The sequence below is a fragment of the Streptomyces sp. NPDC059224 genome (assembly GCF_042754285.1).
In the GTDB taxonomy this organism is placed as follows: Bacteria; Actinomycetota; Actinomycetes; order Streptomycetales; family Streptomycetaceae; genus Streptomyces.
In genome coordinates this window covers 76993-100910 of sequence record NZ_JBHZAN010000004.1, presented here as the reverse complement: position 1 = coordinate 100910, position 23918 = coordinate 76993, and the positions used below count along the sequence as shown (strand labels likewise).

Annotated in this window: 19 protein-coding genes and 2 pseudogenes; 12 read left to right on the top strand and 9 right to left on the bottom strand. The window is 70.1% G+C overall.

The window, feature by feature from the left end:
• Nucleotides 1-2: 2 nt before the first annotated feature.
• Nucleotides 3-2156, top strand: coding sequence for a tyrosine-type recombinase/integrase (locus ACFXI4_RS05660; RefSeq protein ID WP_384988414.1), 2154 nt, complete (start codon nucleotides 3-5; stop codon nucleotides 2154-2156).
• A gap of 61 nt (nucleotides 2157-2217) precedes the next feature.
• Here the strand turns inward: ACFXI4_RS05660 and ACFXI4_RS05655 are convergent, their stop codons facing one another.
• Nucleotides 2218-2835, bottom strand: coding sequence for an AAA family ATPase (locus ACFXI4_RS05655; RefSeq protein ID WP_384988412.1), 618 nt, complete (start codon nucleotides 2833-2835; stop codon nucleotides 2218-2220).
• Nucleotides 2836-2977: 142 nt separating this feature from the next.
• On the opposite strand from ACFXI4_RS05655, the pseudogene ACFXI4_RS05650 reads away from it, so the two are divergent.
• Nucleotides 2978-3098: pseudogene (locus tag ACFXI4_RS05650) on the top strand (AAA family ATPase); the annotation flags it as partial.
• A gap of 750 nt (nucleotides 3099-3848) precedes the next feature.
• On the opposite strand, the gene ACFXI4_RS05645 reads toward ACFXI4_RS05650, so the two are convergent.
• Nucleotides 3849-6644 (bottom strand): helix-turn-helix transcriptional regulator, encoded by a 2796-nt coding sequence (locus ACFXI4_RS05645; RefSeq protein ID WP_384988410.1) that lies wholly within the window; start codon nucleotides 6642-6644, stop codon nucleotides 3849-3851.
• 241 nt (nucleotides 6645-6885) lie between these two features.
• Between ACFXI4_RS05645 and ACFXI4_RS05640 the strand changes: the two genes are divergently transcribed.
• The gene (locus ACFXI4_RS05640; RefSeq protein WP_384988409.1) at nucleotides 6886-8085 is read left to right on the top strand and encodes an epoxide hydrolase family protein; all 1200 of its coding nucleotides are present in this window, start codon (nucleotides 6886-6888) and stop codon (nucleotides 8083-8085) included.
• Between the two features lie 164 nt (nucleotides 8086-8249).
• On the opposite strand, the gene ACFXI4_RS05635 is transcribed toward ACFXI4_RS05640, so the two are convergent.
• On the bottom strand, nucleotides 8250-8861 hold the full coding sequence (locus ACFXI4_RS05635; RefSeq protein ID WP_384988407.1) for a hypothetical protein: 612 nt from the start codon (nucleotides 8859-8861) through the stop codon (nucleotides 8250-8252).
• 316 nt (nucleotides 8862-9177) lie between these two features.
• Here ACFXI4_RS05635 and ACFXI4_RS05630 point away from each other — a divergent pair, with 316 nt between their 5' ends.
• Both ACFXI4_RS05630 and ACFXI4_RS05625 read left to right on the top strand, forming a co-directional pair.
• Nucleotides 9178-9753 carry a YdeI family protein gene (locus ACFXI4_RS05630; RefSeq protein ID WP_384988406.1) on the top strand — a complete coding sequence of 192 codons (576 nt, stop codon included), beginning with the start codon at nucleotides 9178-9180 and terminating at the stop codon, nucleotides 9751-9753.
• Nucleotides 9754-10259: 506 nt separating this feature from the next.
• Nucleotides 10260-11882 carry a hypothetical protein gene (locus ACFXI4_RS05625; protein ID WP_384988405.1) on the top strand — a complete coding sequence of 541 codons (1623 nt, stop codon included), beginning with the start codon at nucleotides 10260-10262 and terminating at the stop codon, nucleotides 11880-11882.
• 202 nt (nucleotides 11883-12084) lie between these two features.
• Here ACFXI4_RS05625 and ACFXI4_RS05620 read toward each other — a convergent pair whose 3' ends face one another.
• The 3 genes and pseudogenes from ACFXI4_RS05620 to ACFXI4_RS05610 form a co-directional block, all read right to left on the bottom strand.
• Nucleotides 12085-13164 (bottom strand): CU044_5270 family protein, encoded by a 1080-nt coding sequence (locus tag ACFXI4_RS05620; protein ID WP_384988404.1) that lies wholly within the window; start codon nucleotides 13162-13164, stop codon nucleotides 12085-12087.
• Nucleotides 13161-13799: an RNA polymerase sigma factor gene (locus ACFXI4_RS05615; protein ID WP_384988403.1), complete on the bottom strand. Its 639-nt coding sequence runs from the start codon at nucleotides 13797-13799 to the stop codon at nucleotides 13161-13163. Before ACFXI4_RS05615 ends, ACFXI4_RS05620 begins: the two co-directional genes overlap by 4 nt.
• Before the next feature lie 494 nt (nucleotides 13800-14293).
• Nucleotides 14294-14637 (bottom strand): annotated as a pseudogene (locus ACFXI4_RS05610) (dihydrofolate reductase); the annotation flags it as partial.
• Nucleotides 14638-15002: 365 nt separating this feature from the next.
• Here ACFXI4_RS05610 and ACFXI4_RS05605 point away from each other — a divergent pair.
• Nucleotides 15003-15476, top strand: a complete 474-nt coding sequence (locus ACFXI4_RS05605; RefSeq protein WP_384988402.1) for a VOC family protein — start codon at nucleotides 15003-15005, stop codon at nucleotides 15474-15476.
• Between the two features lie 473 nt (nucleotides 15477-15949).
• Here ACFXI4_RS05605 and ACFXI4_RS05600 read toward each other — a convergent pair whose 3' ends face one another.
• On the bottom strand, nucleotides 15950-16576 hold the full coding sequence (locus tag ACFXI4_RS05600; protein WP_384988400.1) for a L,D-transpeptidase family protein: 627 nt from the start codon (nucleotides 16574-16576) through the stop codon (nucleotides 15950-15952).
• Between the two features lie 235 nt (nucleotides 16577-16811).
• Here ACFXI4_RS05600 and ACFXI4_RS05595 point away from each other — a divergent pair, with 235 nt between their 5' ends.
• Nucleotides 16812-17597 (top strand): peptidoglycan-binding protein, encoded by a 786-nt coding sequence (locus ACFXI4_RS05595; protein ID WP_384988399.1) that lies wholly within the window; start codon nucleotides 16812-16814, stop codon nucleotides 17595-17597.
• Entirely contained in the window at nucleotides 17594-18442 is an 849-nt protein-coding gene (locus tag ACFXI4_RS05590; protein ID WP_384988398.1) for a helix-turn-helix domain-containing protein, read from the top strand. Before ACFXI4_RS05595 ends, ACFXI4_RS05590 begins: the two co-directional genes overlap by 4 nt.
• Before the next feature lie 601 nt (nucleotides 18443-19043).
• On the opposite strand, the gene ACFXI4_RS05585 is transcribed toward ACFXI4_RS05590, so the two are convergent.
• Both ACFXI4_RS05585 and ACFXI4_RS05580 read right to left on the bottom strand, forming a co-directional pair.
• Entirely contained in the window at nucleotides 19044-19397 is a 354-nt protein-coding gene (locus tag ACFXI4_RS05585; RefSeq protein ID WP_384988397.1) for a nuclear transport factor 2 family protein, read from the bottom strand.
• Between the two features lie 71 nt (nucleotides 19398-19468).
• Nucleotides 19469-20215 (bottom strand): SDR family NAD(P)-dependent oxidoreductase, encoded by a 747-nt coding sequence (locus tag ACFXI4_RS05580; RefSeq protein ID WP_384988395.1) that lies wholly within the window; start codon nucleotides 20213-20215, stop codon nucleotides 19469-19471.
• A gap of 201 nt (nucleotides 20216-20416) precedes the next feature.
• On the opposite strand from ACFXI4_RS05580, the gene ACFXI4_RS05575 reads away from it, so the two are divergent.
• From ACFXI4_RS05575 to ACFXI4_RS05560, 4 genes are all read left to right on the top strand, one after another.
• A complete protein-coding gene (locus tag ACFXI4_RS05575) occupies nucleotides 20417-21034 on the top strand; it encodes a TetR/AcrR family transcriptional regulator (RefSeq protein WP_384988394.1) in 618 nt (205 codons plus the stop codon).
• A gap of 380 nt (nucleotides 21035-21414) precedes the next feature.
• The gene (locus tag ACFXI4_RS05570) at nucleotides 21415-21987 is read left to right on the top strand and encodes a hypothetical protein (RefSeq protein WP_384988393.1); all 573 of its coding nucleotides are present in this window, start codon (nucleotides 21415-21417) and stop codon (nucleotides 21985-21987) included.
• 128 nt (nucleotides 21988-22115) lie between these two features.
• Nucleotides 22116-23063: an ABC transporter ATP-binding protein gene (locus ACFXI4_RS05565; protein WP_384988391.1), complete on the top strand. Its 948-nt coding sequence runs from the start codon at nucleotides 22116-22118 to the stop codon at nucleotides 23061-23063.
• Nucleotides 23060-23899 (top strand): ABC transporter permease, encoded by an 840-nt coding sequence (locus ACFXI4_RS05560; RefSeq protein WP_384988390.1) that lies wholly within the window; start codon nucleotides 23060-23062, stop codon nucleotides 23897-23899. Before ACFXI4_RS05565 ends, ACFXI4_RS05560 begins: the two co-directional genes overlap by 4 nt.
• The last annotated feature ends 19 nt before the right edge of the window (nucleotides 23900-23918 follow it).

Genomic DNA, 23918 nt, shown 5'->3' with positions numbered 1-23918 from the left:
CGATGGCCCATGTCCTGGACTGGCTCGGACAGTTCCCCGGGGAAACCTGGCAGGACCGCTGGCTGCTGAGCGGCTCCGACGCCGTTGGGAAGCAGTGGGGCCCGCCGGGGCTGACTCAGTCCCAACGATGTCGGCTCACCGCTAGGCTCGGCACGCTGATCGTGCTCCGCGTGCTCCAGCCGTCCTACGCGTGGTTGTGCGGCAGTCGCCTGCTCGGGGTCTACGACGCCTACCGGCGCCACAACCAGACTGAGGCGTTCGCCCGGCTGCGGCGACAGGCCGAGGGGCGGGGCGGCTGCGACGAGTACGGCGCCGAGGCCCTCAACCTGCTCACGCGCATGGCCATCGTCACGAAAAAGGATCTGCTCGAACTGGAAGTTGAGGACTTCGAGCAGTACGCAGCAGCCCGCCGGGCTTCCGGACGCACGGTGGCGTCCCTCCCGTTTGCCTACGAGATCCTGCACGCCGTTGGAGGGTTGAAGGACGCACCGCCTACCCTCCGGCAGGCCAGCGCACCGGGCCAGCTCACCCCAGCCGAGCTGGTCGACCGGTATCAGATCGCTCACCGCGAGATCCGTGACGTCTTGGTGTACTACGTTGCCGAGCGGGCGGCGGTCCTCGACTACGGCTCCTTGGTCAACCAGGCCCACATGCTCGCCGGGCTGTTCTGGGCGGACCTGGAACGACACCGTCCCGGGATCTCCTCCCTCCACCTGCCCGACGGCGTTGCCCAGGAGTGGAAGCAGCGGGCTCGCCTTCTGCCCGATGGCCGCCCCCGCCGCAACAGCCACAACGTGCTGCTGGCCGTCCGCTCCTTCTACCTGGACCTGTTGCAGTGGTCACTGGAGGACCCCGCCCGCTGGTCCCGCTGGGCGGCCCCCTGCCCGATCAGCGAAGCCGACGTCCGCGGCTATCTCAAGGAAACCCGGCACCGTCAGGCCCGCATGCAGCAGCGCACCCGCACCTTGGTCCCGGTGGTCCCGCGGCTCATCGCCGCCGCCGAGGACCGCCTGCGGCAGGCCGAACTTGTGCTGGCCGCGGCCCGGAACACTGAGCCTGGCCAGGAGTTCACGGCCGGGGGCCAGCGATATCGCCGCAGCGGGCGGGCGACCAGTCACTGGCGTCCCACTGCGGTGTTCGGCACCCCACTCGCCGAGCCGGAGACACGCTTCGACGCTGAATGCGCGGAGTCCAACGCTTTCTGGACCTGGGCCGTGATCGAGGTGCTGCGGCGGACAGGAGCCCGCATCGAGGAACTTCTGGAACTCACCCATCTGAGCCTTCGGCAGTACAAGGCACCCACCGGCGAGCTCGTCCCGCTGCTGCAGATCAGCCCCTCCAAGACCGACCACGAAAGAGTCATCCCCGCCGACCCTGACCTGGTCGCCGTCCTCGCCCGTATCATCCGCAGGATCAAGGCCCCTGACGGGAAGGTCCCGCTGCTGAGCCGCTACGACGGCTACGAACGCATCTTCGGCCCACCGCTACCGCACTTGTTCCAGCGCGTCTCCCAGCATCGCCTGCAGGTAATCTCTCCCAACCGGGTACGGGAGCTGCTCACCGAACTCGCGGAACAAGCCGACATCGCCGACGTCGACGGCACACCGCTGCGGTTCACCCCGCACGACTTCCGGAGAATCTTCTCGACCGAAACCGTCAACGGCGGGCTGCCGATCCACATCGCAGCCAAAGTACTCGACCATCTCGATCTCAATACCACTCAGGGATATGTCGCGGTCTATCCTGAGGAAGTCATCCGCCACTACCAGCACTTCGTCGACCCATGCCGAGCCGCGCGTCCCAGCGAAGAATACAGGGAGCCGACCTCCGCCGAGTGGGCCGATTTCCGCGATCACTTCAGCCTTCGCAAGGTTGCTCTCGGCACTTGTGACAGGCCCTACGGAACCCCCTGCCAGCACGAGCACGCCTGCGTCAGATGCCCGATGCTCCGCCTCGACATCGCCCAGGTGCCGCGACTGCTGGAGATCGAGGCCAACACCCGCGAGCGGCTCGGAGAGGCCCATCGGATGCAGTGGCTGGGCGAGGTCACCGCCCTCAAAGAGAGCTTGCGACACATTACCGAAAAGAAGAAGCAAGCCGATCGCCTGCAGCAACAGGCCGAACTCGGCGAGAGCGGGACCAATGCTCTTGGATGAGGATCCATTCGAAGCGAAAGTGTCTATTCCTCGGAATGGTTGCTTCAAGGAGCAGGGTTGATCAGTTCGGCGTCCGCAGAGTCTTCCGGAGCGTTTCAAAGGCGGTGGGACGCGGTCGGGCCGGCAGGAAATCACGGATGCGAAGGGCACATTCCCGCGGGCTGCGGAGGCTGGTGTCGACATCGAGGTCATGCAGTTCGTGGGAGTGCACCTGGTCGTATTGCATGGCGGCCAGTCCCGGTTGTCGGTCACCGCGCTCGATCTCACGGCGTTTCAGCTCGGGTAACGGACAGCGCACGCCGACTAGCAGCGTGTCTTCGGGCACGAGCAGGTCGAGGAGGTCCAGTAGCCGCCAGCGGCGGCTGAACAGGTAGTCGACGACGAGGTTGTTGCCACCTGCGGCCATGCCGGCGACAGCGCGGTGAAAGCCCTTTGCGGTGCGGTCGATCTCAGCCTGGAGATCATCGTCCGGTATCTCACGTTTGCAGCGCATGGCGTGGAAGGCGTCCACCGGGATGTGGAACCACGTCCCGTCGAGGATGTCGAGAAGTTCCCGGGCAATGCTGGTCTTGCCTGAGCTGGACGTGCCGTTGAGCAAGATGATCGTGCCGCCGACTGCGGTGCCGGGAATACGCGCGTGGGCCGGGTCCGTCGTTTCCGCACCTGCCTCGGTTGCCATGGTGTCGTCCTTCCGTCCCGCGGCCTGACAGCCGCGATGCTGAGCTGGATGTGCCCTCGTGATCATCCCAGGCAAGACGCAGGGGGGCTTTCCCTTTTGCCTGCCTCCGGAAGGTGCAGAGAAGGGTCTTCACCTCCAGCGGACCGGTCCCCGCCTCTGCGCGGCCATCGCCGATCGCCTCACCTTCGGCGGGAACACTGTCGAGACTGAACACCGACTCCTTCCGCCTCGCCCAGACCCGGGCAAGGGCCGGGCAGACCGCTGACCGACGACCGCAGCGGACCTGCCCTGGACGGCCCCGCCCCGTCTCTTCCGGGAGAAGTCGTTCGCCGCCCGAGGCCGGCGCAACTAGCCTGCGTCGGGTGATGACAGCTGATGACGTGTTGTTCGTCCTGGCCCTGTTGCAGCGGGTGAAGACCGGAGCGAGCGCCGGCATGGGAGCCATGCGCTCGCTGAGGGCAGCCGGGGGTCCGGCGTGAATCCCACCCGGTGCACACGGTGTTGCTGCTCCCAGTCCAAGGTGCGCATGACCGCGGTAATGGCCGATTCGACGAACTTCCGTCAGGCTTGCGCTCCTCCCACGCCGCGCAGCCCCTGTATGAAGGCGGTGAGAAGACGCGCCAGTCCAGCCGGCTCCTTGTCCGCTGTGCGTTTGCCGCGCATCCTGGCGCGCTCCAGTGCCTCGGCGATCGCCGACTCGACAAGCCGGAGCGTGGTCGGGACGGGTCCGCCCGCGTCGCGGGGGCACTTCCCGCCGGGGCGGCCTTGACCAGCAAGCACCCCGGCTTTGAGGCACTCCGCATCCGCCGGACCGGACGGCAGGGCCCCCGCCGGGGCGACGGAAGCACCGTCTGCCGCCCGGAGTACGGGCACCTCCGCCTTGTCCGCGACGAGATCGAGGACAGCCCGGCAGTCCCCAACCGTGGCACGCGGGACACGCACATCCGGCCCCGACCCCGTCACATACGGGTCGGCGGGCAGCGACCGCGTGGCGTGGTTCTGTCCTGACGCCGTCAGCGAGCAGGTGCTCCTGTTCGCGCCGGAGGCAACGCCGCGCGCAGCTGCCTGCGGGAACTCACGCCGAGTTTGGCGAACACGTTGCTCAGGTGCCACTCCACCGTGCGCGGGCTGATGAACAACCGGGCGGCGATCTCCGCGTTGGTGTGGTCCCCGGCCAGCCCGGCGATCTGAGCTTCCTGACTGGTGAGGCGGGCGTCGGCACCGACGGTTCGCCTGCGGGCCGTCTCTCCTGTCGCCGACAACTCTCTGCGGGCGCGTTCGGCGAAACCGTCGGCTCCGAAACGGCTGAACGTCTCGTAGGCGGCGCGTAGTGCCGCACGACTCTCCTGACGCCGGTTCCGACGGCGCAGCCATTCGCCGTACAGCAGCCGAGCGCGGGCCAGTTGGACGGCGATTCGGCAGTGACCGAGACGCTCGATCGCCTCCTTGTACAGCGCGTCGGCGGCCTCACCCTCGCTCAGCAATGCCCGTGAGCAGGCCGCCGCGCCCAGGGCCCATTCGGTCCCGGCCGCACGGGTGCGTTCGGTGAGATCGTCCAGTGCCCTCTCACCGGACCCCGGCCGCCCGCTGCGGGCGGCCGCCTCGACCAGTTCGGCGAGCGACCATCCGAAGTAGCCCAGGTCCTCGTACTGGCAGGCGCGAGTCGCGGCCGCCAGCGCGTCGTCGTAGCGGCCGAGTCCGTTGTACAGCAGTGCGGTCGCGTATTCGGCGAGGCCGAGGGCGCGGCCCTCGCCCCGGGCACGCACCTCTTCGATGGTGGTCCCGATGAGGTCCAGTGCCGGGGACGCCTGTCCACGCCAGGCGGCGAGAAGCAGGGACGTGTGCATCATCGGTACGCCGCCGACCGCCTCCGAGACGGCCGTGGCCTCGTCGATCAGCGTCGCGGCCGTGTCGAATTCACCGGCATGGACGTGGGAGCATGCCTGGTAGGTCAGTGCCATCGGAAGCACGGTGAGTGCTCCGGCCTCGCGGGCGACACGGACGGCGTCCAGCGCCATCTCGTGCCACGCCTCGTCGTCCCACAGCTCGGGTGCGAGAGGCTCTGGTGCCACCCGGAACGCCAGCCACAGCCAGCGCCTTTCCGTCTCCGTCCCACCGGTTCTCTGCTCCTGCCGGACGGCGTGCATCGCCTGCCTGAGGGCGGCAGCGCCGACGACGTGACCACCAAGGACCCGGTCGGCGATACCGTCCAGAAGGATGTCCACCATCCGCGGCTGCCCCGTCGGCCGCGGCCCGGCGCGGGCCGCTTCGGCGATCTCGCGCAGCCCGGGTCCCCTGCCCAGGCGGCCGGCGAAGCTCGCCGTACCGACCGCCTCCAGCAGGGTTTCGCGGGCGAGGGCGGCGTCGAGGGGCGCGAGCCTTTGTGCGACGTCGAGCAGGAGCCGGGGCGCTGCGTCACCGCGCACCTCGGAGAACACCAGCCGGGCCCGCAGCCATTCGAGCCGGACATGCTGCAGGTCGTCGAGCGGGCCGGTCTCCGCGATGGCCAGCAGGGAACGAGCCTGGTCGGCCCCGCCGGCGTCGATGTGGGCCTGGGCAGCGTCCAGTGCGCGGCCGGCTCTGCGCCCGGCATCGGGCGTCAGCTCCGTCGCCCGCTGCAGGAACGAGGCCGCTGCCGCCATTCCTCCTCTGCCCTGGGCCCGCCCGGCTGAGCCCTCCAGATCAACGGCGACGCCCTCGTCCGGCCGGTCGGTGGCGTGAGCGCGGTGCCACGCCCGGCGATCAGGGTCAAGGCGGGGATCGGTGGCATCCGCCAGCGCGCGGTGCGCAGCCCGACGTCCGGGCACGGATGCCCCCCGGTAGACGGCCGAACGTACCAAGGGGTGGCGGAACCGCACCCTGGTACCGAACTCGACCAGTCCCGCGGCCTCGGCCGGCCCCGCGGCACCGGCTGGTATTCCTTGCAGGACGGCCGCGCGCCACAACAGGTCCGCGTCTCCGGTCGGCTCGGCCGCGGCCGTCAGCAGAAGACGCCGGCTGTCCTCGGGAAGCAGACGGAACTGCTGGTGAAAGGCGTTTTCGAGGTGTCTTGCCAGGGGGCGTCTGCCGGGCAGCCAGAAGCCGCCCGCCAGCTCGGCGGGTGCCAGGGCGAGTGGCAGGTGCAGCAGGGCCATCGGGTTGCCGTGCGTCTCGGCGACGATCCGGTCCCGCACCAGCGGGTCGAGTGGCACCCGGACCACCGAGGCCAGCAGGACGCGTGCCTCGTTCTCGCTGAGGCCCCGCACCGTCAGCTCGGGCAGGCCGGCCAGGTCAGGACCGTCATCGGAGTCCCGCAGGGCGAAGATCAACGCCACCGATTCCGCGACCAGCCGTCTGGCCACGAATCCCAGGACCTGGAGGGACTCCTTGTCCAGCCACTGTGCGTCATCGACGAGGCAGGCCAGCGGCCCGTCCTCGGCGGCCCCGGCCAGCAGTCCGAGCACCGCCAGACCGACCAGGAACCGGTTCGGTGCCTCACCCGCCTGTAGTCCGAACGCTACGGACAGTGCGTCGCGCTGGGGGTCCGGAAGCTCCTGGAGATCGTCCAGCAGGGGTGCGCAGAGCTGGTGGAGGCTCGCGTAAGGCAGCTCCATCTCCCACTCGACGCCCGCGATGCCAAGAGTGCGGAACCCGGTGGCGAGGCCGGCCGCGTGGTCCAGCAGTGCGGTCTTGCCGATGCCGGCTTCGCCGCGCAGGACCACCACGGCGCTGTTGCCCGCACGAGCCGTGGCGAGTACCCGCTCCAGCGCCGCCAGCTCCTGGTCCCGGCCCCGCAGTGCGCCCCCGGACTCCATGGACTGAGCACCCATAGGTCGATCTTCCTGGAAGCGACGATCACCGGCTTCGATACGCCGCGAAGTGCTGTTTCGACCGTATTCCCTTTTGCGCGCTTTCAGTAGTCGGACGAGGGGCATCTCGCCTCGGGGCCGGCCCCCGGGGGCCGGCCCCGAGAAAACCCCGGGGGTTTCCCCGGGGCGACGCGCGCGGAGCTGGACGACTGTGGACGAGCCGGCGACAGAGGGTCGCCGACGTTCCGAGGAGTCCCCGTACATGTCCGACACATCTGTACCGACGGCCGTCCGCCCGTTCACGTTCGAATTTCCGGAGGCGGATCTCCAGGACCTGCGTTCGCGTATCGAGGCGACGCGCTTCCCCGAGCAGGAGACCGTCGACGACCGGTCCCAGGGCACCCAGCTCGCCACGGTCAAGGAGCTGGCGCGCTACTGGGCGACGGAGTACGACTGGCGCAAGGTCGAGGCGAGGCTGAACTCCTACCCCCAGTTCATCACCGAGATCGACGGGCTGGACATCCACTTCCTGCACATCCGCTCGAAGCATGAGAATGCGCTGCCGGTGATCGTCACGCACGGCTGGCCGGGTTCGGTCGTCGAGCAGCTGAAGATCATCGAGCCGCTCACGAACCCGACGGCCCACGGTGGTGCCGCCTCGGACGCCTTCCACGTGGTGATCCCGTCGATGCCCGGCTACGGCTTCTCCGGCAAGCCGAGCGCCCCCGGCTGGAGCCCCGAGCGGATCGCCCGCGCCTGGGGCGTGCTGATGAAGCGCCTGGGCTACACCAGATACGTGGCGCAGGGCGGCGACTGGGGCGCGGTCGTCACCGATCTCATGGGTGTACAGGAGCCCGAGGGCCTGGTCGGCATCCACACCAACATGCCCAAGGTGATTCCGCCCGCCGTCGAGCAGGCCATCATCGCCGGCATCCCTCTGCCGTCGGACGTCACCCTCGCCGACGACGAGCAGAAGCGGGCCGTCGAGCAGTTGGACTTCGTCTACCGGCACGTCTACTACGCCTACATGATGGGCTCGCGCCCGCAGTCCCTCACGGCGCTCGCGGACTCCCCCGTAGGCCTGGCCGCCTTCCTGCTCGACCACGACAAAGCCAGCCTGGAGCTGATCACCCGGTCCTTCGACGGAGTGAGTGAGGGCCTGACGCGGGACGACGTCCTGGACAACATCACGCTCTTCTGGCTGACGAACACGGCGATCTCCGCGGCCCGCCTCTACGCGGAGAACACGACTCCGTTCTTCGGTGCGCAGGGCGTCAAACTCCCGGTGGCCGTAAGCGTCTTCCCCGACGAGCTCTACCAGGCTCCCAAGAGCTGGTCGGAGCAGGCGTACCCGAACCTCGTCCACTACAACAAGCTGCCCAGGGGCGGTCACTTCGCCGCCTGGGAGCAGCCGGAGCTCTTCGTCGGGGAAGTCCGCGCGGGCTTCCGCTCACTTCGGTAGGGAGCGTGCCCGGCCGCCTGTTCAGGCGGCAGGCGAAGGGGCGGCCATGGGTAGTCGGCCCCGGGTCACCCGGCCGCCCCGCTCGCCGGCGGAGCGCGCCACGGGCCGGCGCCGGCGAGGTCCGAGCGGACCAGGGCCGGCGAAGACGTCCGCCACTGGCCGGGTCACCTGATCGGTGTCTCCATCTCGGAGCGGATCCGGAGGGTGGTTCCGGCGGCGGTTTTCAGGTCGAGGTTCACCGAGCCGGAGAGGGTCGTGTCGGCCACGCTCGCCCAGGAGTTGCCGTCCGCCCAGGCGCAGACGGGGTAGGTGAGTGTCCCGCCGTCCGCCCGTCTTCGGGTCACGATGTCGCAGCTGATGTGGATGCGGGAGCCGGCCGGGGTGTCGTCCTGCGGCGGCACGACCACGGTCACCTTGGTGTCCTTGGAGCCGTTGTCCGCCAGTACGTGGGAGCGCGTCCTGTCGGTGTTCTTGAACCGGCCGTACACGCCGGTCACGACGAGAACGCCCCGCTCGCCGCTTTCCGGCTTGTAGGTGGCGACGACGCCGTGGACGTCCTCGGCGTCCCAGCTGTGCCGCCAGCCGTTCTGCAGCGTCCGGCCCAGAGTTGAGGAGTCGTCCCTGGTCCGGGTGAAGCGGCCGTGGAGGAGTGCCGGGGGCACGGTCAGGGAGGACGCGGCCCGCGGAAAGCTGTCCTCGACCCTCTCGCCCACCAGCACCAGCGTCGCCGGGAGCGCGACGATCAGGAGGAACCCCCCGCCGACGAGTGCGGCCATGAGTCCGGCGCTAGGACGTTGCCGCTCCGGTGGACGGCGAAGCGGACGGGGGGCCGGCCCTCGGCGAGCTGTGGCTCGCCTGAATGTGATCACGCGACCGCCCATGGGGGACGTGGACGGTGGTGGGGGTGAGCGGCACTGTCCGCGTGGGGGTCGAAGCGCGTCGGGGCGCGGGCGAGGGGCGCCGAGCAAGCCGGGGCTCCTGCACGGGTGTTCTGTGTCGAGAACAGAGATGATCACGGCGGACGGGCATCCTGCACCCCGTCCCGTGCCCGAATGCGTCGTGGTGATCGGCCGGGTGTGGTTCGCTGCTGGGATGACCCAGGACTTGGAGACCGTCGCATTCGAATCCGCCGAGGCATTCCAGGCGTGGCTCGGCGAGAACCACGCCGTCTCGTCCGGTATCTGGCTCAGGCTCCGCAAGAAGAGCCCCGGAGTCGTCGCGCTGGACTACGCCCAGGCGCTCGACGTGGCACTCTGCTACGGCTGGATCGACGGCCAGAAGGCCAAGTTCGACGACGAGTGGTGGCTCCAGAGGTTCACCCCGCGCAAGGCGCGCAGCAAGTGGTCCAAGGTCAACCGGGACAAGGTGGCGGCCCTGATCGAGCAGGGCCGGATGCATCCGGCGGGGCAGGCCGAGGTCGACCGCGCCAAGGCAGACGGCCGCTGGGAGGCGGCCTACGACAGTGCGAAGACCGCCACGGTGCCGGACGACCTCACGGCGGCCCTGACCGCAGACCCGGCCGCGGCGGAGTTCTTCGAGACACTGGACCGGCAGAACCGCTACGCGATCCTGTACCGGGTCCAGGACGCCAAGAAGCCCGAGACCCGCGCACGCCGGATAGAGAAGTTCGTGGCGATGCTGGCGAAGGGCGAGAAGCTGCACCCGTAGGCACGGAGAGGGATCGCGGTCGTGCGGTGCCTTGAGGTGCCGATGCGCCCGCGCTCCGGCGGGCGCCACCAGGTGCGCTCGGCGAGCGTGACGAAGCCGGAGGTCTGGAGCGGACGCACCGCTCACGATCGAAGACCTCGATTGCCTGACGAGCGTGGTGGGCGGCGTCTGTGTCTTTCGGGGCCACGTTGCCGGGGCCCGCGACCGCGGCGACGCGCGCGGACCCCTCCGTCACGGGCCCGTCGTCCGGCCGTGTCAGTGGCCTGCGCGGTCCTCGCAAGGGTCTGGGCGAGTTGCCGTTCCGCAACCCCGGGATCTGTGCCGGAACTCCGAAGTAGCCGACACAGACGCTGTGATGGGCCTGTGATGTACGTGAGGGCAACGAAAGACGTCTGCCGGATGTCGGACAGGTGGGTGCTCGGTGAAGAGCAGCTCCCGCGGGCTGTACCGGATGTGACAAGGAGGCGTTGATGAGACGTCCCGTCCGCAGATTCATCTTCCGTTCGATGCCAGGGCTTGTGGCGGCCGTCGTCATGGCCACCGGCTCCGGTGCCGCCGTCCCCGCGCTGGCCGCCGGCGGCGACCCGCCTCCGATTCCGGTGAGGATCACCGGAGAGTCCCGGGTGGATCTGTCGTTGCAGGGTGACAACGGTGATCCGGCCGAGCCGCAGATCATGCTGCGGCTCGCGGCCCCCGGCAGCGATGAACCCGGCGAGGACGGTGAGGTGCCCGTCGTCCACCAGGGCGATTTCAAGATCATGATCAATGTGGGGGGACTGGCCCAGGTCGCGGAGGCCAAGCTTCCCTGCGACCCGAGCCCGGCGGGCGCCACCTGTGCCGGCGATCAGATCCGCGCGGGGGAGAAGGCCAATGTGCTGGGCGGTATCCGCCTCGACATCGGCCCGAACGGATCACCGCGGCGACTGGGTGAGATCACGGTCACGGGTGAGGGCGAGGGCGTCGAGTTCGCGCCACTGCGCATCGAGGTGGTGGTGAGCGACTCGAGGATCATCAGCCGCCAGCTGTCTCCGCCCGAGGTCGGCGTGGGACACACATGGAATGCGCCGCTGGGTCTGCGCAACGCCGGCCGTGCGCCGGCCGACGGTGTCGTGCTGCGCTTCCGCGGCACACGCGGGCTGAGCTTCGTCGAACGGCACGGCAACTGCGCCTACCGGCACACCACCGACGGGCCGCTGCAGGATCAGGGCACCGACGCGATCTGCGCCTTCCCGGACGTCGTCGAGGCGGGCACGGCATACGCGGTGGCCGAGCCGTTGAGGGTGAAGACCCTTCCCTTCGCCTTGAACGACCGCTTCACCTACGGCTTCGCCCCGGCCGACGCCGAAAAGGCGAAGGCCCTGCTGGCGGCCGACGGCTACACACCGGGCACCGGCGCACCCCTGACGCTGGAGAAACTCGCCGGTACTCCGGGCACCTACTCGGGCCAGGCTTCGACCTGGCTGCCCTTCGACAACTCCTACGACATCCTGATCACCGGCGACACCGCGCGCGGGGCCGTCGGCGAGACGGTCACCGTGGACGTCGGCTTCCGCAACCTCGGCCCTGCCTGGGTACGGGGGCTCGAACCGCCGGACGACGATCCGATGCTCACCTACGTCACGATCCCGCCGGGTGCCACGGCGACGAAGATCCCCGAGGACTGCTGGGCCGACTCCCACACCGAGGGCCTCTACGGGTGCTGGGCGTACACGCCGGTGCTGGAGGACGCGAATCTGACCTTCCCGTTCGAGTTGCGCATCGACAAGGTCGTGAACAACGCCAAGGGCAAGATCCAGATGCAGTCCTTCGACTACCCGGACGAGCCCAACCAGGACAACAACTGGGCATGGATCGTCCTGAACCCCACCGATGAGGGCGGGAGCACGCAGGGGTCCTCGGGTGGTTCTTCCGCCGGCCCGAGCCCGAGTGCCTCCTCCGGCGCCCATACGGCCGGCTCCACCGGCACGGCGGGCGGCGGCGCGGGCCCGTCGTCCACCGGCGGCTCCTCCGGCGGCGGACTCGCCTCCACCGGCGGGGGCGGCGCACTGCTTGCCGCGGGCGGAGCGGTACTGGCCCTGGGGCTGGGGGCGGTGATCGTCGTGATCGTCCGCCGACGGTCCGCGGAGTGACGGCTCAGCGATCCGCCCGTCGAGGTGCGGCCGGGAGCGTACCAGGCCGCACCGTCACCGGATCATGAGAGAAGCGGGTCGCCTCCTCGAGGCAGGGGATCGCCACCGCCTCGCCCTTCCTGGCCGGCGGCTCGGCGAGGTCCTCGCGGGCAGCGGCCAGTGGCGGGCGGGACTGGCGCCGTTCGGCGGGGCGGTCGCGTTGTCACGTACGGGTGCCCTGCGCGCCCGGTCGCTGCTTCTGGGCGTCCACAACGGCCCGTTCCAGCACGGCGGTGCGCGTGGTGACCGTGCCGGGTGCGATGCCGTTGGTGTCATTGATCTGGACAGCGCGGCTGCCGAGATAGGTGTAGGTCGTGGGGTCGAAGACCCATTCGGTGCGGTCTCCGCTGTCCTGGTCGACGTGGGCGAGGGCGATGCCCTCGCGTCCCGCGGCGTCCTGGGCATGCTCCAGCACCACAACTCCGGGGATCTTGGCCGCGGCACGGTAGAGCGCCGCGGTGAGATTCGCCGGTGCGAGCTGCTCTTCGAGGAGGTCTCCGACGGTGGTGAATGCCTGCTGGTCCGGGGAGTTCCCCTGGCCCTTGGTCTCCTTGTAGATCTTCGTCAGCAGGGCGTCCGGGTCGGTGGGCAGGGTCTTGAGGTAGTCGTAGGAGGGGGCGTTCAGGCCCCTGGTGACGTCGCTGTCGAGGGTGACTCCGCCCTTGGGCTTGTAGCCGGGTTCGTCCAGCCAGCCGTGCCGGCCGTCGGGGGAATTCCAGACCTCGCGGATGTGCAGGGGCTCGACCTGTGCCTTGGACGCCTCCGTGTCGGTGTGGGAGACGGAGAGGTAGGAGACCTGGCTCTTGATGTAGATGTACTGGCCCGGGCCGGGTTCGGGCGTCGCGCGGTCCGCCGCCGCGGCGGCGATGCGCTCGACGGTGGAGGCGAGCCGAGCGGTGCTGCCGGGCTCGATGCGGACCACCGGGGCGTCTACCGGGGGCGGGGTGGCCGCGGCCGGGTCGCTGCCCCCGGAACCGGTCAGCGCGGTGAAGACGAGTGCGCCGGCCAGGGCGGCCGCGGTGACCGGGACACCGATCAGCAGGACACGGCGTGCCGGGCGATGAGGCGGCGCAGAGGCAGCCGGTGCCGGGACGGGCGCGGTGGACTGGATCTCGTTCATCAAGTGGTCCTCGAGTAGCAGGTGCCGGTCGGGCGACAGGTGCGGGTCTGCGGGTGCCGGCAGCAAACGGGCCAGCTCCGCGAGGTCCAGCGGCTTCCCGAGCCGTGACTTCTTGCGGATCATGTGGACCTCTCCTTGTCCGACTCGCCTGACCGGGCCGCTGAGGTGCGGCCGTCCTGTACTTGTCCGTCGTACGGGGGCGGTTCCCTGCGTTTTCTCAGTTCTTCGTCCGCCAGCTTTCTCAGCCGTGTGCGGGCGCGGGACAGACGCGAGCGCACGGTGCCGACCGGGACGCCGAGCGCTGCCGCCGCTTCCGTGTAGCCGAGCCCGGACCACACGCAGAGCGTGAAGACCTCGCGCTCGCTGCGGTTCAGCTTCTTCAGCGCCCGTTGGGCGGCGGCGAGTTCGTCTGCATCGGCTATGCGGCCGACCAGTTCGTCGGCGAAGTCCGGGACCGTTTTCCTGGCCGGCATGCGCTGCAGGGCCCGCTGGTGGCGGCGCGCGGCGCGGGTGGTGTTGCGCAGGACGTTCACGGCGATGCCCATCAGCCAGGGGCGCGGGCCGTCGCCCTCGTCCCGCAGCCTGGTGCGCAGCCGCCACGCCTCCAAGAAGGTCAGCGAGACGATCTCCTCGGCGACGGACCAGTCTCCGGTCACGCGCACCGCGTGCCGGTGGACCAGTCGAGCGTGGTCACGGAAGAGCTCGCGGAACGCCTCGGAGTCGCCTGCCCGTATCCGGGTGTGCAATGAGTAGTCCACGTACGGTCTTGTCCGAGCAGCAGAGGGGGTTCCCGTGGCGTGCGTCACAGGTCAGGAGACGTAGGGCCGCGCAACGAGGAGCCGACCGGTGCCGCGTTCCTGCGGGCAGCAGCCTCCCCGCCCCGGGACTGCTTCGTCCAGGACGTCTTGATCAAGTGCACCGTGATGTCCCCGCACCTACCCCTCGCCGAGAGCTTACGGTCAGCATTCACTTGACGTCACTCAGGTTCCGACGCACCTGCCCCTCGGCGGGCGGCCTGCTGGGACCGGGACGGTGACCGGAGGGCGAGGGGGCTGTCCACGTGCTGCCGGAGCGGTACGCGGATCGTTTCCGTCCGGCGTGATCATGCTGTCCGGCGGCGGATTGCGGGAGAGGGTATGGCGGGCTTGACGTCGACAGTGTGTCTGTCGGCGGCGGCGATGTCAGCGCCGGCGTGCAACAGGTTGGTGGCGGGGGATGCGGGCGGACCGGGCGAGGTTGCCCGTGTCGTCGGTCAACGGCGCGCCCGACAGCACAGGTGGAGCACCCGGTTGAACTGAGTCACCGTGTCCGGATCCTCCAGCACGGTGCTGCGCGCGGACCGAACCGGAGGATCGCTTGCCCGACCCGGACCCGGACCCGGACCCGACGGGCACGACGTCCACGCGCACCTCGTCGATCAGGCCCGCGGCAAGCGCCGCCAACCGACGACACCGGGGCGGCCTCGACCATGCGGTCACCCGCAAGTTCCCGCGCCCTTGCCACGGCCGCCTCGACGCCGTCGACGAAGGGAAACGGCGCCTCGGGGTCCCAGCTCTGGGGCATCGGCCGGTGCGACAGGACGATCACGTGGACCACCTTGCCCACGTCCTCCGGTGTCGCGGAGCGAGGCCTTGCGCCCCCTCACTTAGGAGTATATGCTCCTAAGTCCAGGGTGGGTCTCGTAGAGGCCGTTCCCTGCTCTTCCCGCGAGAGCCGGAGGAGCGCCGCCGGGACCATCGACGGGCCCGTCGCGGCACGCAGAGGCTTCTACCTGGGCCGATGTGACCCGAGGGTGACCCGTACGAGGTCACGAGTGCGTAGAGGAAAGACATCCGCCGTCAGCGCACGGCTCCCGCCGCGCCGCTCGTTCTCCGCTCGTCGAGCGCCGAGCTGCGCCCGGACCTTCCCCTCCGTTTCCCGCACTGCGCGCGGAGAACGGCCAGTGAAAGTGAGCAAATGAAATGAACATGAAACTAGAGCTTTTCGTCCTGCCGGTCTCGGACGTGGACCGCTCAAGGGCCTTCTATGAGAAGGCCGGATTCCGGCTCGACCTCGCCACGAACGTCACCGACGGCTACAGCGTGGCCCACCTCACGCCGCCTGGGTCCGAGTCGTCGATCATCTTCGGAAAGGGTCTCACCACGGCCCCGCCCGGTTCGGCCCAGGGACTGTACCTCGTTGTCGAGGACATAAATGAAGCCCGCGCGGACCTGGCCGGCCGGGGAATAGAGGTGAGCGAGGTGTTCCACGACGGCAAGGGCATCTTCTTCCACGGACACGACGCCGGAGATGTCGTCCACACCGGTCCGGGCCAGGAGCGGATCACCGGACCGCACCCCGAGCGGGCCAGCTACGGCTCCTACGCCACTTTCCGTGACCCGGACGGGAACGGCTGGGTGCTTCAGGAGATTACCCAGAGGTTCCCCGGCCGCTGACCCGGCCCCGCTCCCCACACCTGGAAGGACGGCACCTCACATCCGGCCGGACGAGCCCTGTGGAGCGGTTGGCACGGTGGTGGGCGGAGCTCGAGGGATCACGATCCCGACTCGGCGGCCACCGCATGAACGGCGGCAGCCACCGCTGATCGCCGGCCTCGGCCCGGTGCCGGTGACTCGGGGGCCTTCCGCGGTCACCCGCATCCTTCCGATCGGCGGTACACGGGATCGGGCGTATGCCCGGAGCGCCGGCGTGTCTGTCTGGCGGTTCGTCGTGGAGCCCGGCACCGCACGGGGTGCCGGGCCCCACCGCGGGCGGGGGTTCGCGCGGACCGGTCTCGCCTGCCTGCCTGCACGCCAACGCCGTTGGGCGTCGTCAGGTCACGCACCCGGACTGCGGTCACTGTGCGGACCGGTGGGTGCGGTGTGCCGCGCCGACGACTTGATGACGTTGCCGGGATGGTGGCGGCGGTTCAGCGCACGTAGAGCTTGTGAGGGTTCGGGTAGCTAGCCTGGACGTTGCGCAGGGCGCGGATGTCGGAGGGCTTGAGCTTGATGCAGCCGTTCGACTTGTAGTCGCCGGCCCCGTCCCACCGGTACGGCTCGGAGGAGCCGGCGTGTCCGTTGGGGAGCATCTCGCTGTGGACGAACAGGTCCGTGCGCCAGTGGCCGCTGTGGCACTTGTGGTCTCCGAGGTACCAGGAGATGCCGTTGACGCCGTGGGGTCCCCCGTTGTGATGCGTGTAGAAGGCCTTGACGGTGTAGGTGCCGTTCGGCAGCCATCCCGCGTTGCTCGCGCAGGTGTTCTTGCTGCCGTTGCCCGAGCCGGCCCGCCAGCTGCCCACGGTGTGGATGTGGGGGTGGTCCGAGTTCGAGCCCTGGACGTACACGAAGTACAGGCGCGAGTTCTGCGGGTTGGATCCCTTCTTGAACTCCAGGTAGCTGTAGTTCCCGCCGGCGGCCTGGTCCGCAGTGCCCGCGGTCTGTCGGGTCGTGGGACGCATCGGCGGCTGCGCCTGCGCGGAGGGCATTGTCATGAGGCTCCCGCCCAGTGCGGCTGCTGCTGCGCCGATCAGAAGGCGGCTTGTGCGTGTGGTCATGGAATCTCCGTACTTGGATGTTGGGCGGACCCGAACGCGGTCGATGGATGCCGTTGGGGTCGTGCTCTGATCGTGTCCGGAGGGACGGGACGGGAACAGGGCATGGTGGCTTGACGGGCAATCACGGGACGACAGGCCGGTGACCTGCTGTTCCGTTGTCCTCGGCGGAGCATTCCTGGGACGCGGGCCGCCGGCGAACGACCGAAAACGGCTGACGAAGGCGCGTGCTGGAGCGGTGACCGTGCGCCATGGTTGGAAGGAGAGCCATCGCTTTGACGGGGGGACAGACGTGGGACAGTGGAGGCCGTTAGCCGAAGATCTTGAACCATCGCTGCGCAGCTTGGTTGTTCGTCTGCGGGAGCTCAAGGATCAGATGGGCGTCAGTACCACGACGCTGGCCGCCAAGACCGCGTACAGCAGGTCGTCCTGGGAGCGGTATCTGAACGGCAGGACTCTGCCGCCGCGCCAGGCGGTCGAAGCCATGAGCCGGGCGTCGGGCTGCGACGCGGTGCACCTGTTCGCCTTGTGGGAGTTGGCCGAGCACGCACGCTCGGGTGGACCCCGCCATCCTGCGGACGACGCTGAACAGCAGGATGACCGGCGGGCTCCACGCCGCCGACGGGTGGCGATGTTCACGGTCGGCGTCGCCGTGGCGCTGGCCGTGGTGGGCGCGGCGATCTGGGGGACGCTGGGCATCCACCCGCCCTCCCGGCAGTCTGACAGGAACGACCGGGTGAGTGCCGCCGTCAAGCCCTCCGGCCTGGCTTGTCACTACACCCGGAGAAACGGGCGCCTGCTCGCGGGCCACAGCGACTCCGAGCCGCTTGTCTTGCTGAACTCTGGGGGTGAGCCCGTGGTCGAGGTGCAATGCCTCCTGAAGTACCACAAGCATTCTCCGGGCCGGATCGACGGCCTCTTCGGCGTGCACACGGAAACCGCAGTCAAGGACTTCCAGCGTGCCGACGGTGCCGCCGTCGACGGGAAAGTAGGGCCGCAGACCTGGGCCCTGCTGCGGACGTGAGCGGTTCCGCGTGGCGGCCGCTCCCGTCGTCCCTCAGCCCGCAGGCCGCCTACCTGGTGGGAGTCCTGCGCGAGCTGAAAGATCGCTCGGGACTGAGTCTGACCGATCTGGCAGCCCGAACGCCTTTCAGCAGATCCTCCTGGGGCCGATATCTGGGTGGTGCCACGCTGCCTCCGCGGGAAGCGGTTGACATGCTGGGGCAGTTCGCCGGAGAACCGCTCGGCAGACTGGTGGCGTTGTGGGAACAGGCCGAGGCGAGCGCACGGGACGCCGGATCGACCAACTGCGCAGTGCCATCGAAGGAGAGCGTCGGGCAGGCCACGGAGACCTGCTCTTCCGGTGCTTCTGTTGCCCGGCCGGCCACTACCGGCTGGATCCGTCTGACGGTGATCGTGACGGTGATGGTGATCGCCGCTGCCTGGACCGGCGTTGTCGTCTTTCGGGTGCTGGACGCCACGCCGCGTGCGGGGACGGGCCCGAGCAGACAGGTCCCCCTGACCGTCGGGTGCCGGGGTGTCCGCTGCGAAGGCCTGGAGGCGTCCGCCATGGCATGCGACGTCGACGCGGCGTCGTACGCCGACAAGCAAATCGGCCTGAGCCATGTCGAACTGAGAACGAGCCGCAACTGCGCGAGCGCATGGGGCAGGGTCTCCTACTCCTCCGTTGGCGACAGGGTGACAGTGGAGGACCGTGCAGGCCGTGCGGAGACAGCGACCGTCATCAACCGCGGGTCGACTGATCGCTACGTGGCAACGCACATGCTGGCGATGTCGTCCGGCCCTCTGCGTGCCTGCTGGGAACCTGTCGAGGGCGGCCGACAATGCACTCCGTGGGCCCGGCCGTGACCGACGGATGCCTGCCGACAGGGATACACGGATCCTGCGACTGACGGCGCCGACTGCGCCGACGGCTCCCCGGTCGCAGGGCTCGGCTCTGTCGGCACGTTCGTCGGTCCGGCCGTCATCGGAGATGGACCCACCCCACCACGTTGGACCACGCCTTCGCCGTCCTCACCGGATTCCTCGCCGACCACACGGGCGCCATGGCGCGGGCCGCCCGGCTGGACGGATACGGCCTCGCGTTCCTCGCCGGCGCCGCCACCGGCCTCCGCGTCGCAAGCCGACGCACCGGCAGCGCGACCTCGCCTTCCGTGACATCACCTGCGGAATGGTCACCGCCGCCTGCTTCCACACCCCGATCACCGTCTCCCGTGAGCACGTCCTGCGCTGCGCCGCCCAGGCCGTAGCAGCGGCCGGCCACCGGAACCGGAGAGGCCGGCGGCCGAAGTGGTCGACCTGAAGGCCGTCCTGCAGAAGTCCGTCCGCCGGGGTGTTCGAGCTGTTGTGCCGCCGATTCCCCCGCTTTTGGCGGTTCACCCTCTGCCGGGTGGTTGGCGTGGTCGGTGGTCCGGGACGGCGGCCGGTGTCCGGCAGAGGGCGATTCCGTTCAGGCGGTGAACATGGTGAGCAGGGTGGCGATCCTGCCGTCGCGGACGGTGATGATGTCGATGCCGCGTACGGCGGGTTCGTTTTCGGGGCCGAACGCCCAGGCGAGGGCGCCGCCGTGCGGTCCGGCGTAGCGGCGGCCGTCCTCCGCGAAGCCGAAGTCCGAGGGGACCTTGTCGAGCAGGGCGCGGGCCTTGGCCTCGAGCGCGTCCCAGCCCGTGCTGACGCCTTCCGGGTCGGTGAACACGACGTCTTCGGTGTAGGTCCGTTCGATGGCGGCGCGGCGGGAGTGGGGGTCGCGGTTGCCGAAGACCTCGTGCAGGTTGGCGGCGAGCAGGTCGCTCACGGTGTTCATGGCGTTCTCCTTGAGGGGTGGTGCCGGGTCGGTGGTGGACGGAGGCCGGGCTGCTGGGCCGGCGGCCCCGGTCAGATCTGGCTGGCGCCGCCGTCCACGTAGATCTCGGCGCCGGTCATGTAGCTGCTGGCGTCGGACGCGAGGAACAGTACGGTTTCGGCGATCTCCTCGGGGCGTCCGAGCCGGTTCATCGGCACCCCTTCGGCGAGGCCCTTGAGGAGTTGCTCGGCGGATTCGGGATCGCCGGCCAGACCGGTGAGGCCCGGGGTGTGGATCGGGCCGGGGGCGATGCTGTTGACTCGGATGCCCCGGGTGACGAGTTCGGCGGCCCAGCTGCGGGTGAGTGAGCGCAGGGCGGCCTTGCTGGCGGCGTAGACGCCGAACGAGGCGGCCCCCTTGGTGTCGATGTTGGAACTGGTCAGGATGACCGAGGACCCTGCCCTGAGGAGCGGCAGCGCCTTCTGCACGGTGAACAGGGTGCCGCCGACATTGGTGTTGAACGTCTCGGCGTAGTGGTCCCAGGTGACGTCGGGCAGCGCCGCGAACGCTCCGCCGCCGGCGTTGGCGAACAGGATGTCCAGGCCGCCGCGCTCCGCGACGACGGCGAACAGGCGGTCGAGGTCTTCGAGGTCTGCGACGTCGGCACGGACTGCCGTGGCTCGGTCGCCGATCGAGGCCACCGCCCCGTCCAGGGCCTCCTGACGGCGCCCGGTGAGGAACACGTGCGCGCCTGCCGCGGCGAGCCGCCGGGCGGCTGCCAGGCCGATGCCCGAGGTGGCCCCGGTGACGAGGGCGGTCCTGCCGTCGAGCTGTTCCATGGTCGCTTCTCCTTGTGCGGGGTTGCTTGTCACTGGATCGGGTGAACGGTCCGGCCGGGGCGGTCACCGAACTGCTCGCACGGCGACCACTCCATTTCCGTACCGTTCGATACCGAATAACCGGGACGGCCCGCGACCTATTCCGTACCGGCCGGTTAAGATTCACGGGACGGCTACGGACCGACTGCGGACGGGGTTGCGATGGCTGAGCGGGGCAGGCCCCGGGGCTTCGACGCCGACGCGGCGCTGGACCGCGCGGTGGAGGTGTTCTGGCGCAAGGGATACGAGGGTGCGTCGCTGAGCGACCTCACCGAGGCCATGGGCATCAACCGGACCAGCATGTACGCGGCCTACGGCAACAAGGAGGAGCTGTTCCGCCGCGCGGTGGCCCGCTACGCCGAGGCGGACATGGCCTATGCCCGCGACGCGCTCACCCGGCCCACCGCGTACGCCGTCATCGAGGCCTTTCTGCGGGCCAACGCGGACGCGCTCACCCGCGCCGACCGCCCGCCCGGATGCCTGTCCGTGCAGGGCGGCCTCGCCGAAGGCGGTGACAACGGCCATATCGCCGCGTTCCTCGCCGAGAGCCGTCTCGCGGGCGAGCGGGCGCTGGCCGACCGGCTCACCCGCGCCGTCACGGAAGGCGACCTGCCCGCGGGCACCGATCCGCTCGCGCTGGCCCGCTACGTCATGGTCGTCAGCGAGGGCAACGCCGTCCATGCGACCGCGGGCGCGGGGCGTGCGGCACTCCACGCCACCGTCGACATCGCGCTGCGCGCCGTCCCCGGCCACGGCGGCGTAGAGGCTGGGCCCGTGTGACGGGTATCGCCTAGCGGTGCGTCGCACCATCGCGGGAGTGGTCGCCGACGGCCGGCGAACGTCCGCCGGGCCGCGCTGTTCCGGTCCCCGTACGGGTTGATGTCCGCCGCCGGACCCTGCCGGCGTTCACCGGGCTCGCGTGGATCGCTCCGTAGCGAGGACCCGGTTTCGCTGCCCGGCGTGGCCGTCAGCGCCCTGGCCCCGGCGGTGGGGCGGGCATTGCTGGGCGTGGCCGCCGTACGACAGGTCCGCCAGGTCGTGTGGGCACGGCGGGAGTGCCGACGGATGCCCGGAGACACGGAACCGGCCGTGGTCGACGTCGAGGCCCCGCAGGCGTTCGCACTTCCCGGCGCCCCGGGACGGATCGTGGTGTCCCGGGGATGCCGCGCTGCCTCGGCGACCGGGAACGGGAGGCACTGCTGGCGCACGAACGGGCCCGTCTCCGGTGCCGCCACCACCTCGTCCGGACCATGTGGCGCCTCACGGCCGCCGCCGACCCGCTGCTGCGGCCGCTCGCCGAGGCGGGCGCCTTCGTCGTGGGGCGCTGGGCCGACGAGGAGGTCGCCGCCCGCGTCGGCAGCCGCGCGGTCGTCGCCCGCGCCGTCGGACGGGCGGCACCCGCCACCGCCGGCGCGGCACGTCCAGCCGCCCTGGCCGCGGCCGGCGGAGCCGTGCCCGGGCGAGTACGGGCTCTGCCGGCTCCGCCTCCTTCGCGCCGCGCCCTGCCCTTCGTCGCGGGCGCCCTCCTGCCGGCCCTGTGCCGCGGAGGCCTCGCCAACGCCGCCTCCGACAGCGAGAGCCTGGTCGACGGCGCGGAACGGGCCCAGTGCGCCGGGGATGCCCGAGCGCCGTATGCGGCAGGGACGGGGCACTGCCGGCAGCGGACCGACGACGCCTGCTGCGACCGGCCTCGGAGCCGACGGACACGCAAGGCACCGCAGGCAGCCGCGTAGTACCGCGGTACTACGCGGCGGGCGCGGTTGAGGCTCGTGGTACCACGGGATCGGCTGACAAGGCTCCTAACGTGGCAGGTGAGGCGTCGGAGGCGACGGACGCCCGGGCCCCACAAGGGAGAGCGCGGATGATCGAGGCACAGCAGCTGACCAAGAGGTACGGCGAGAAGACGGCCGTCGACGGGCTGGACTTCGCCGTGAAGCCGGGCACGGTGACCGGCTTTCTGGGGCCCAACGGCGCGGGGAAGTCCACGACCATGCGCATGATCGTCGGGCTCGACGCCCCCACCAGCGGCTCGGTGACGGTCAACGGGCAGCACTACGCCCGCCACCGGGCGCCGCTGCAGGAGGTGGGGGCGCTGCTGGAGGCGAAGTCGGTCCACCCGGGCCGCTCCGCCCACAACCACCTGCTGGCACTCGCGCTGACCCACGGCATACCCCGCCGCCGAGTCGACGAGGTGATCGAACTGGCCGGCCTCGGCAGCGTCGCGAAGAAGCGGGCCGGCGCCTTCTCCCTCGGCATGGGGCAGCGGCTCGGTATCGCGGCGGCACTGCTGGGCGATCCGCAGACAGTGATGCTGGACGAGCCTGTCAACGGGCTCGACCCGGAGGGCGTGCTCTGGATCCGCAACCTGCTGAAGGCGCTCGCCGACGAGGGCCGGACCGTCTTCGTGTCGTCGCACCTGATGAGCGAGATGGCCCTGGTCGCCGACCATCTGATCATCGTGGGGCGCGGGCAGCTGCTGGCCGACACCACCGTGGCGGAGCTCGTCCGGGAGGCGGGCGGCGACACCGTGCGGGTGGCGACCCAGGAGCCGGCCCGGCTGCGGGAGGTGCTGGCCGGTCCCGGCGTCGACATCACGGGCCGGGCCGGCTCCGAGGAGCTCCAGGTGACCGGGCTCGGTGCCCGGGAGATCGGTCTGAAGGCGGCCGAGCAGGGGATCGCGCTGTTCGAACTGACGGCGCGGACGGTGTCGTTGGAGGAGGCATTCATGAACCTGACCAGAGACGCCGTGGAATACCACGGCTCGACGGCCGGCATCGAGACCCGCGTGGCCGAGGGGAGTGCGGCATGAGCACCCTCACCGCGCCGGCCGAGGCGGCACCGGCCGCCCCGGCCCGCCCCGCCTACCGGGTCACCGGACGGCGCGTGCTCGCCTCGGAGTGGGCCAAACTGTGGTCGCTCCGCTCGACCTGGATCACCCTGGGTCTCGGCCTGCTCTTCCTCGTCGCCTTCGGCCTGATCGCCGCGAACCACTACAAGTCCGGTATCGGCTCCGGACGTCAGGACCGTGACTTCGCCACCGCGACGGCCGTGAGCCTGTCCCTCTTCGGCACCAACTTCGCCCAGCTCGCCCTCGGCGTGCTCGGGGTACTGGTCACGGCGGGTGAGTACTCCACCGGAATGATCCGCTCCACACTCACGGCCGTGCCGCGCCGGCTGCCCGTGCTGTGGTCCAAGGCGACGGTGTTCGGCCTGGTCGCGCTGGCGGTGGGTACGCTGGGCGTGTTCGTCGCCTTCCTCTTCGGCAGCCAGATCGTGTCGGGCACACCCGCGGCCATGGGCCTCTGGCACGCGGGCGTCGTCAGGAGCCTGCTGGGCGCCGGGCTCTACCTGGGCCTGGTCGGCGTCATCGGCACCGCCCTCGGCGCGCTGCTGCGGTCGGTGGCCGGCGGCATCTCGGTACTGGTCGCCGGCCTCATGCTGGTCCCGGGACTGATCTCCCTGCTGCCCAGCACCTGGCAGGACAACATCAGCCCCTACCTGCCGTCCAAAGCGGGGGAGTCGATGTTCGCCCTCACGCACGACTCCACGACGCTGTCGCCGGCCGCCGGGCTGCTGGTCTTCCTCGGCTGGACGGTGCTCGCGCTGGCGGGGGCGGCGTACCGGCTGGTGCGCCGCGACGTCTGACGGCCTGCACCATGGGCGG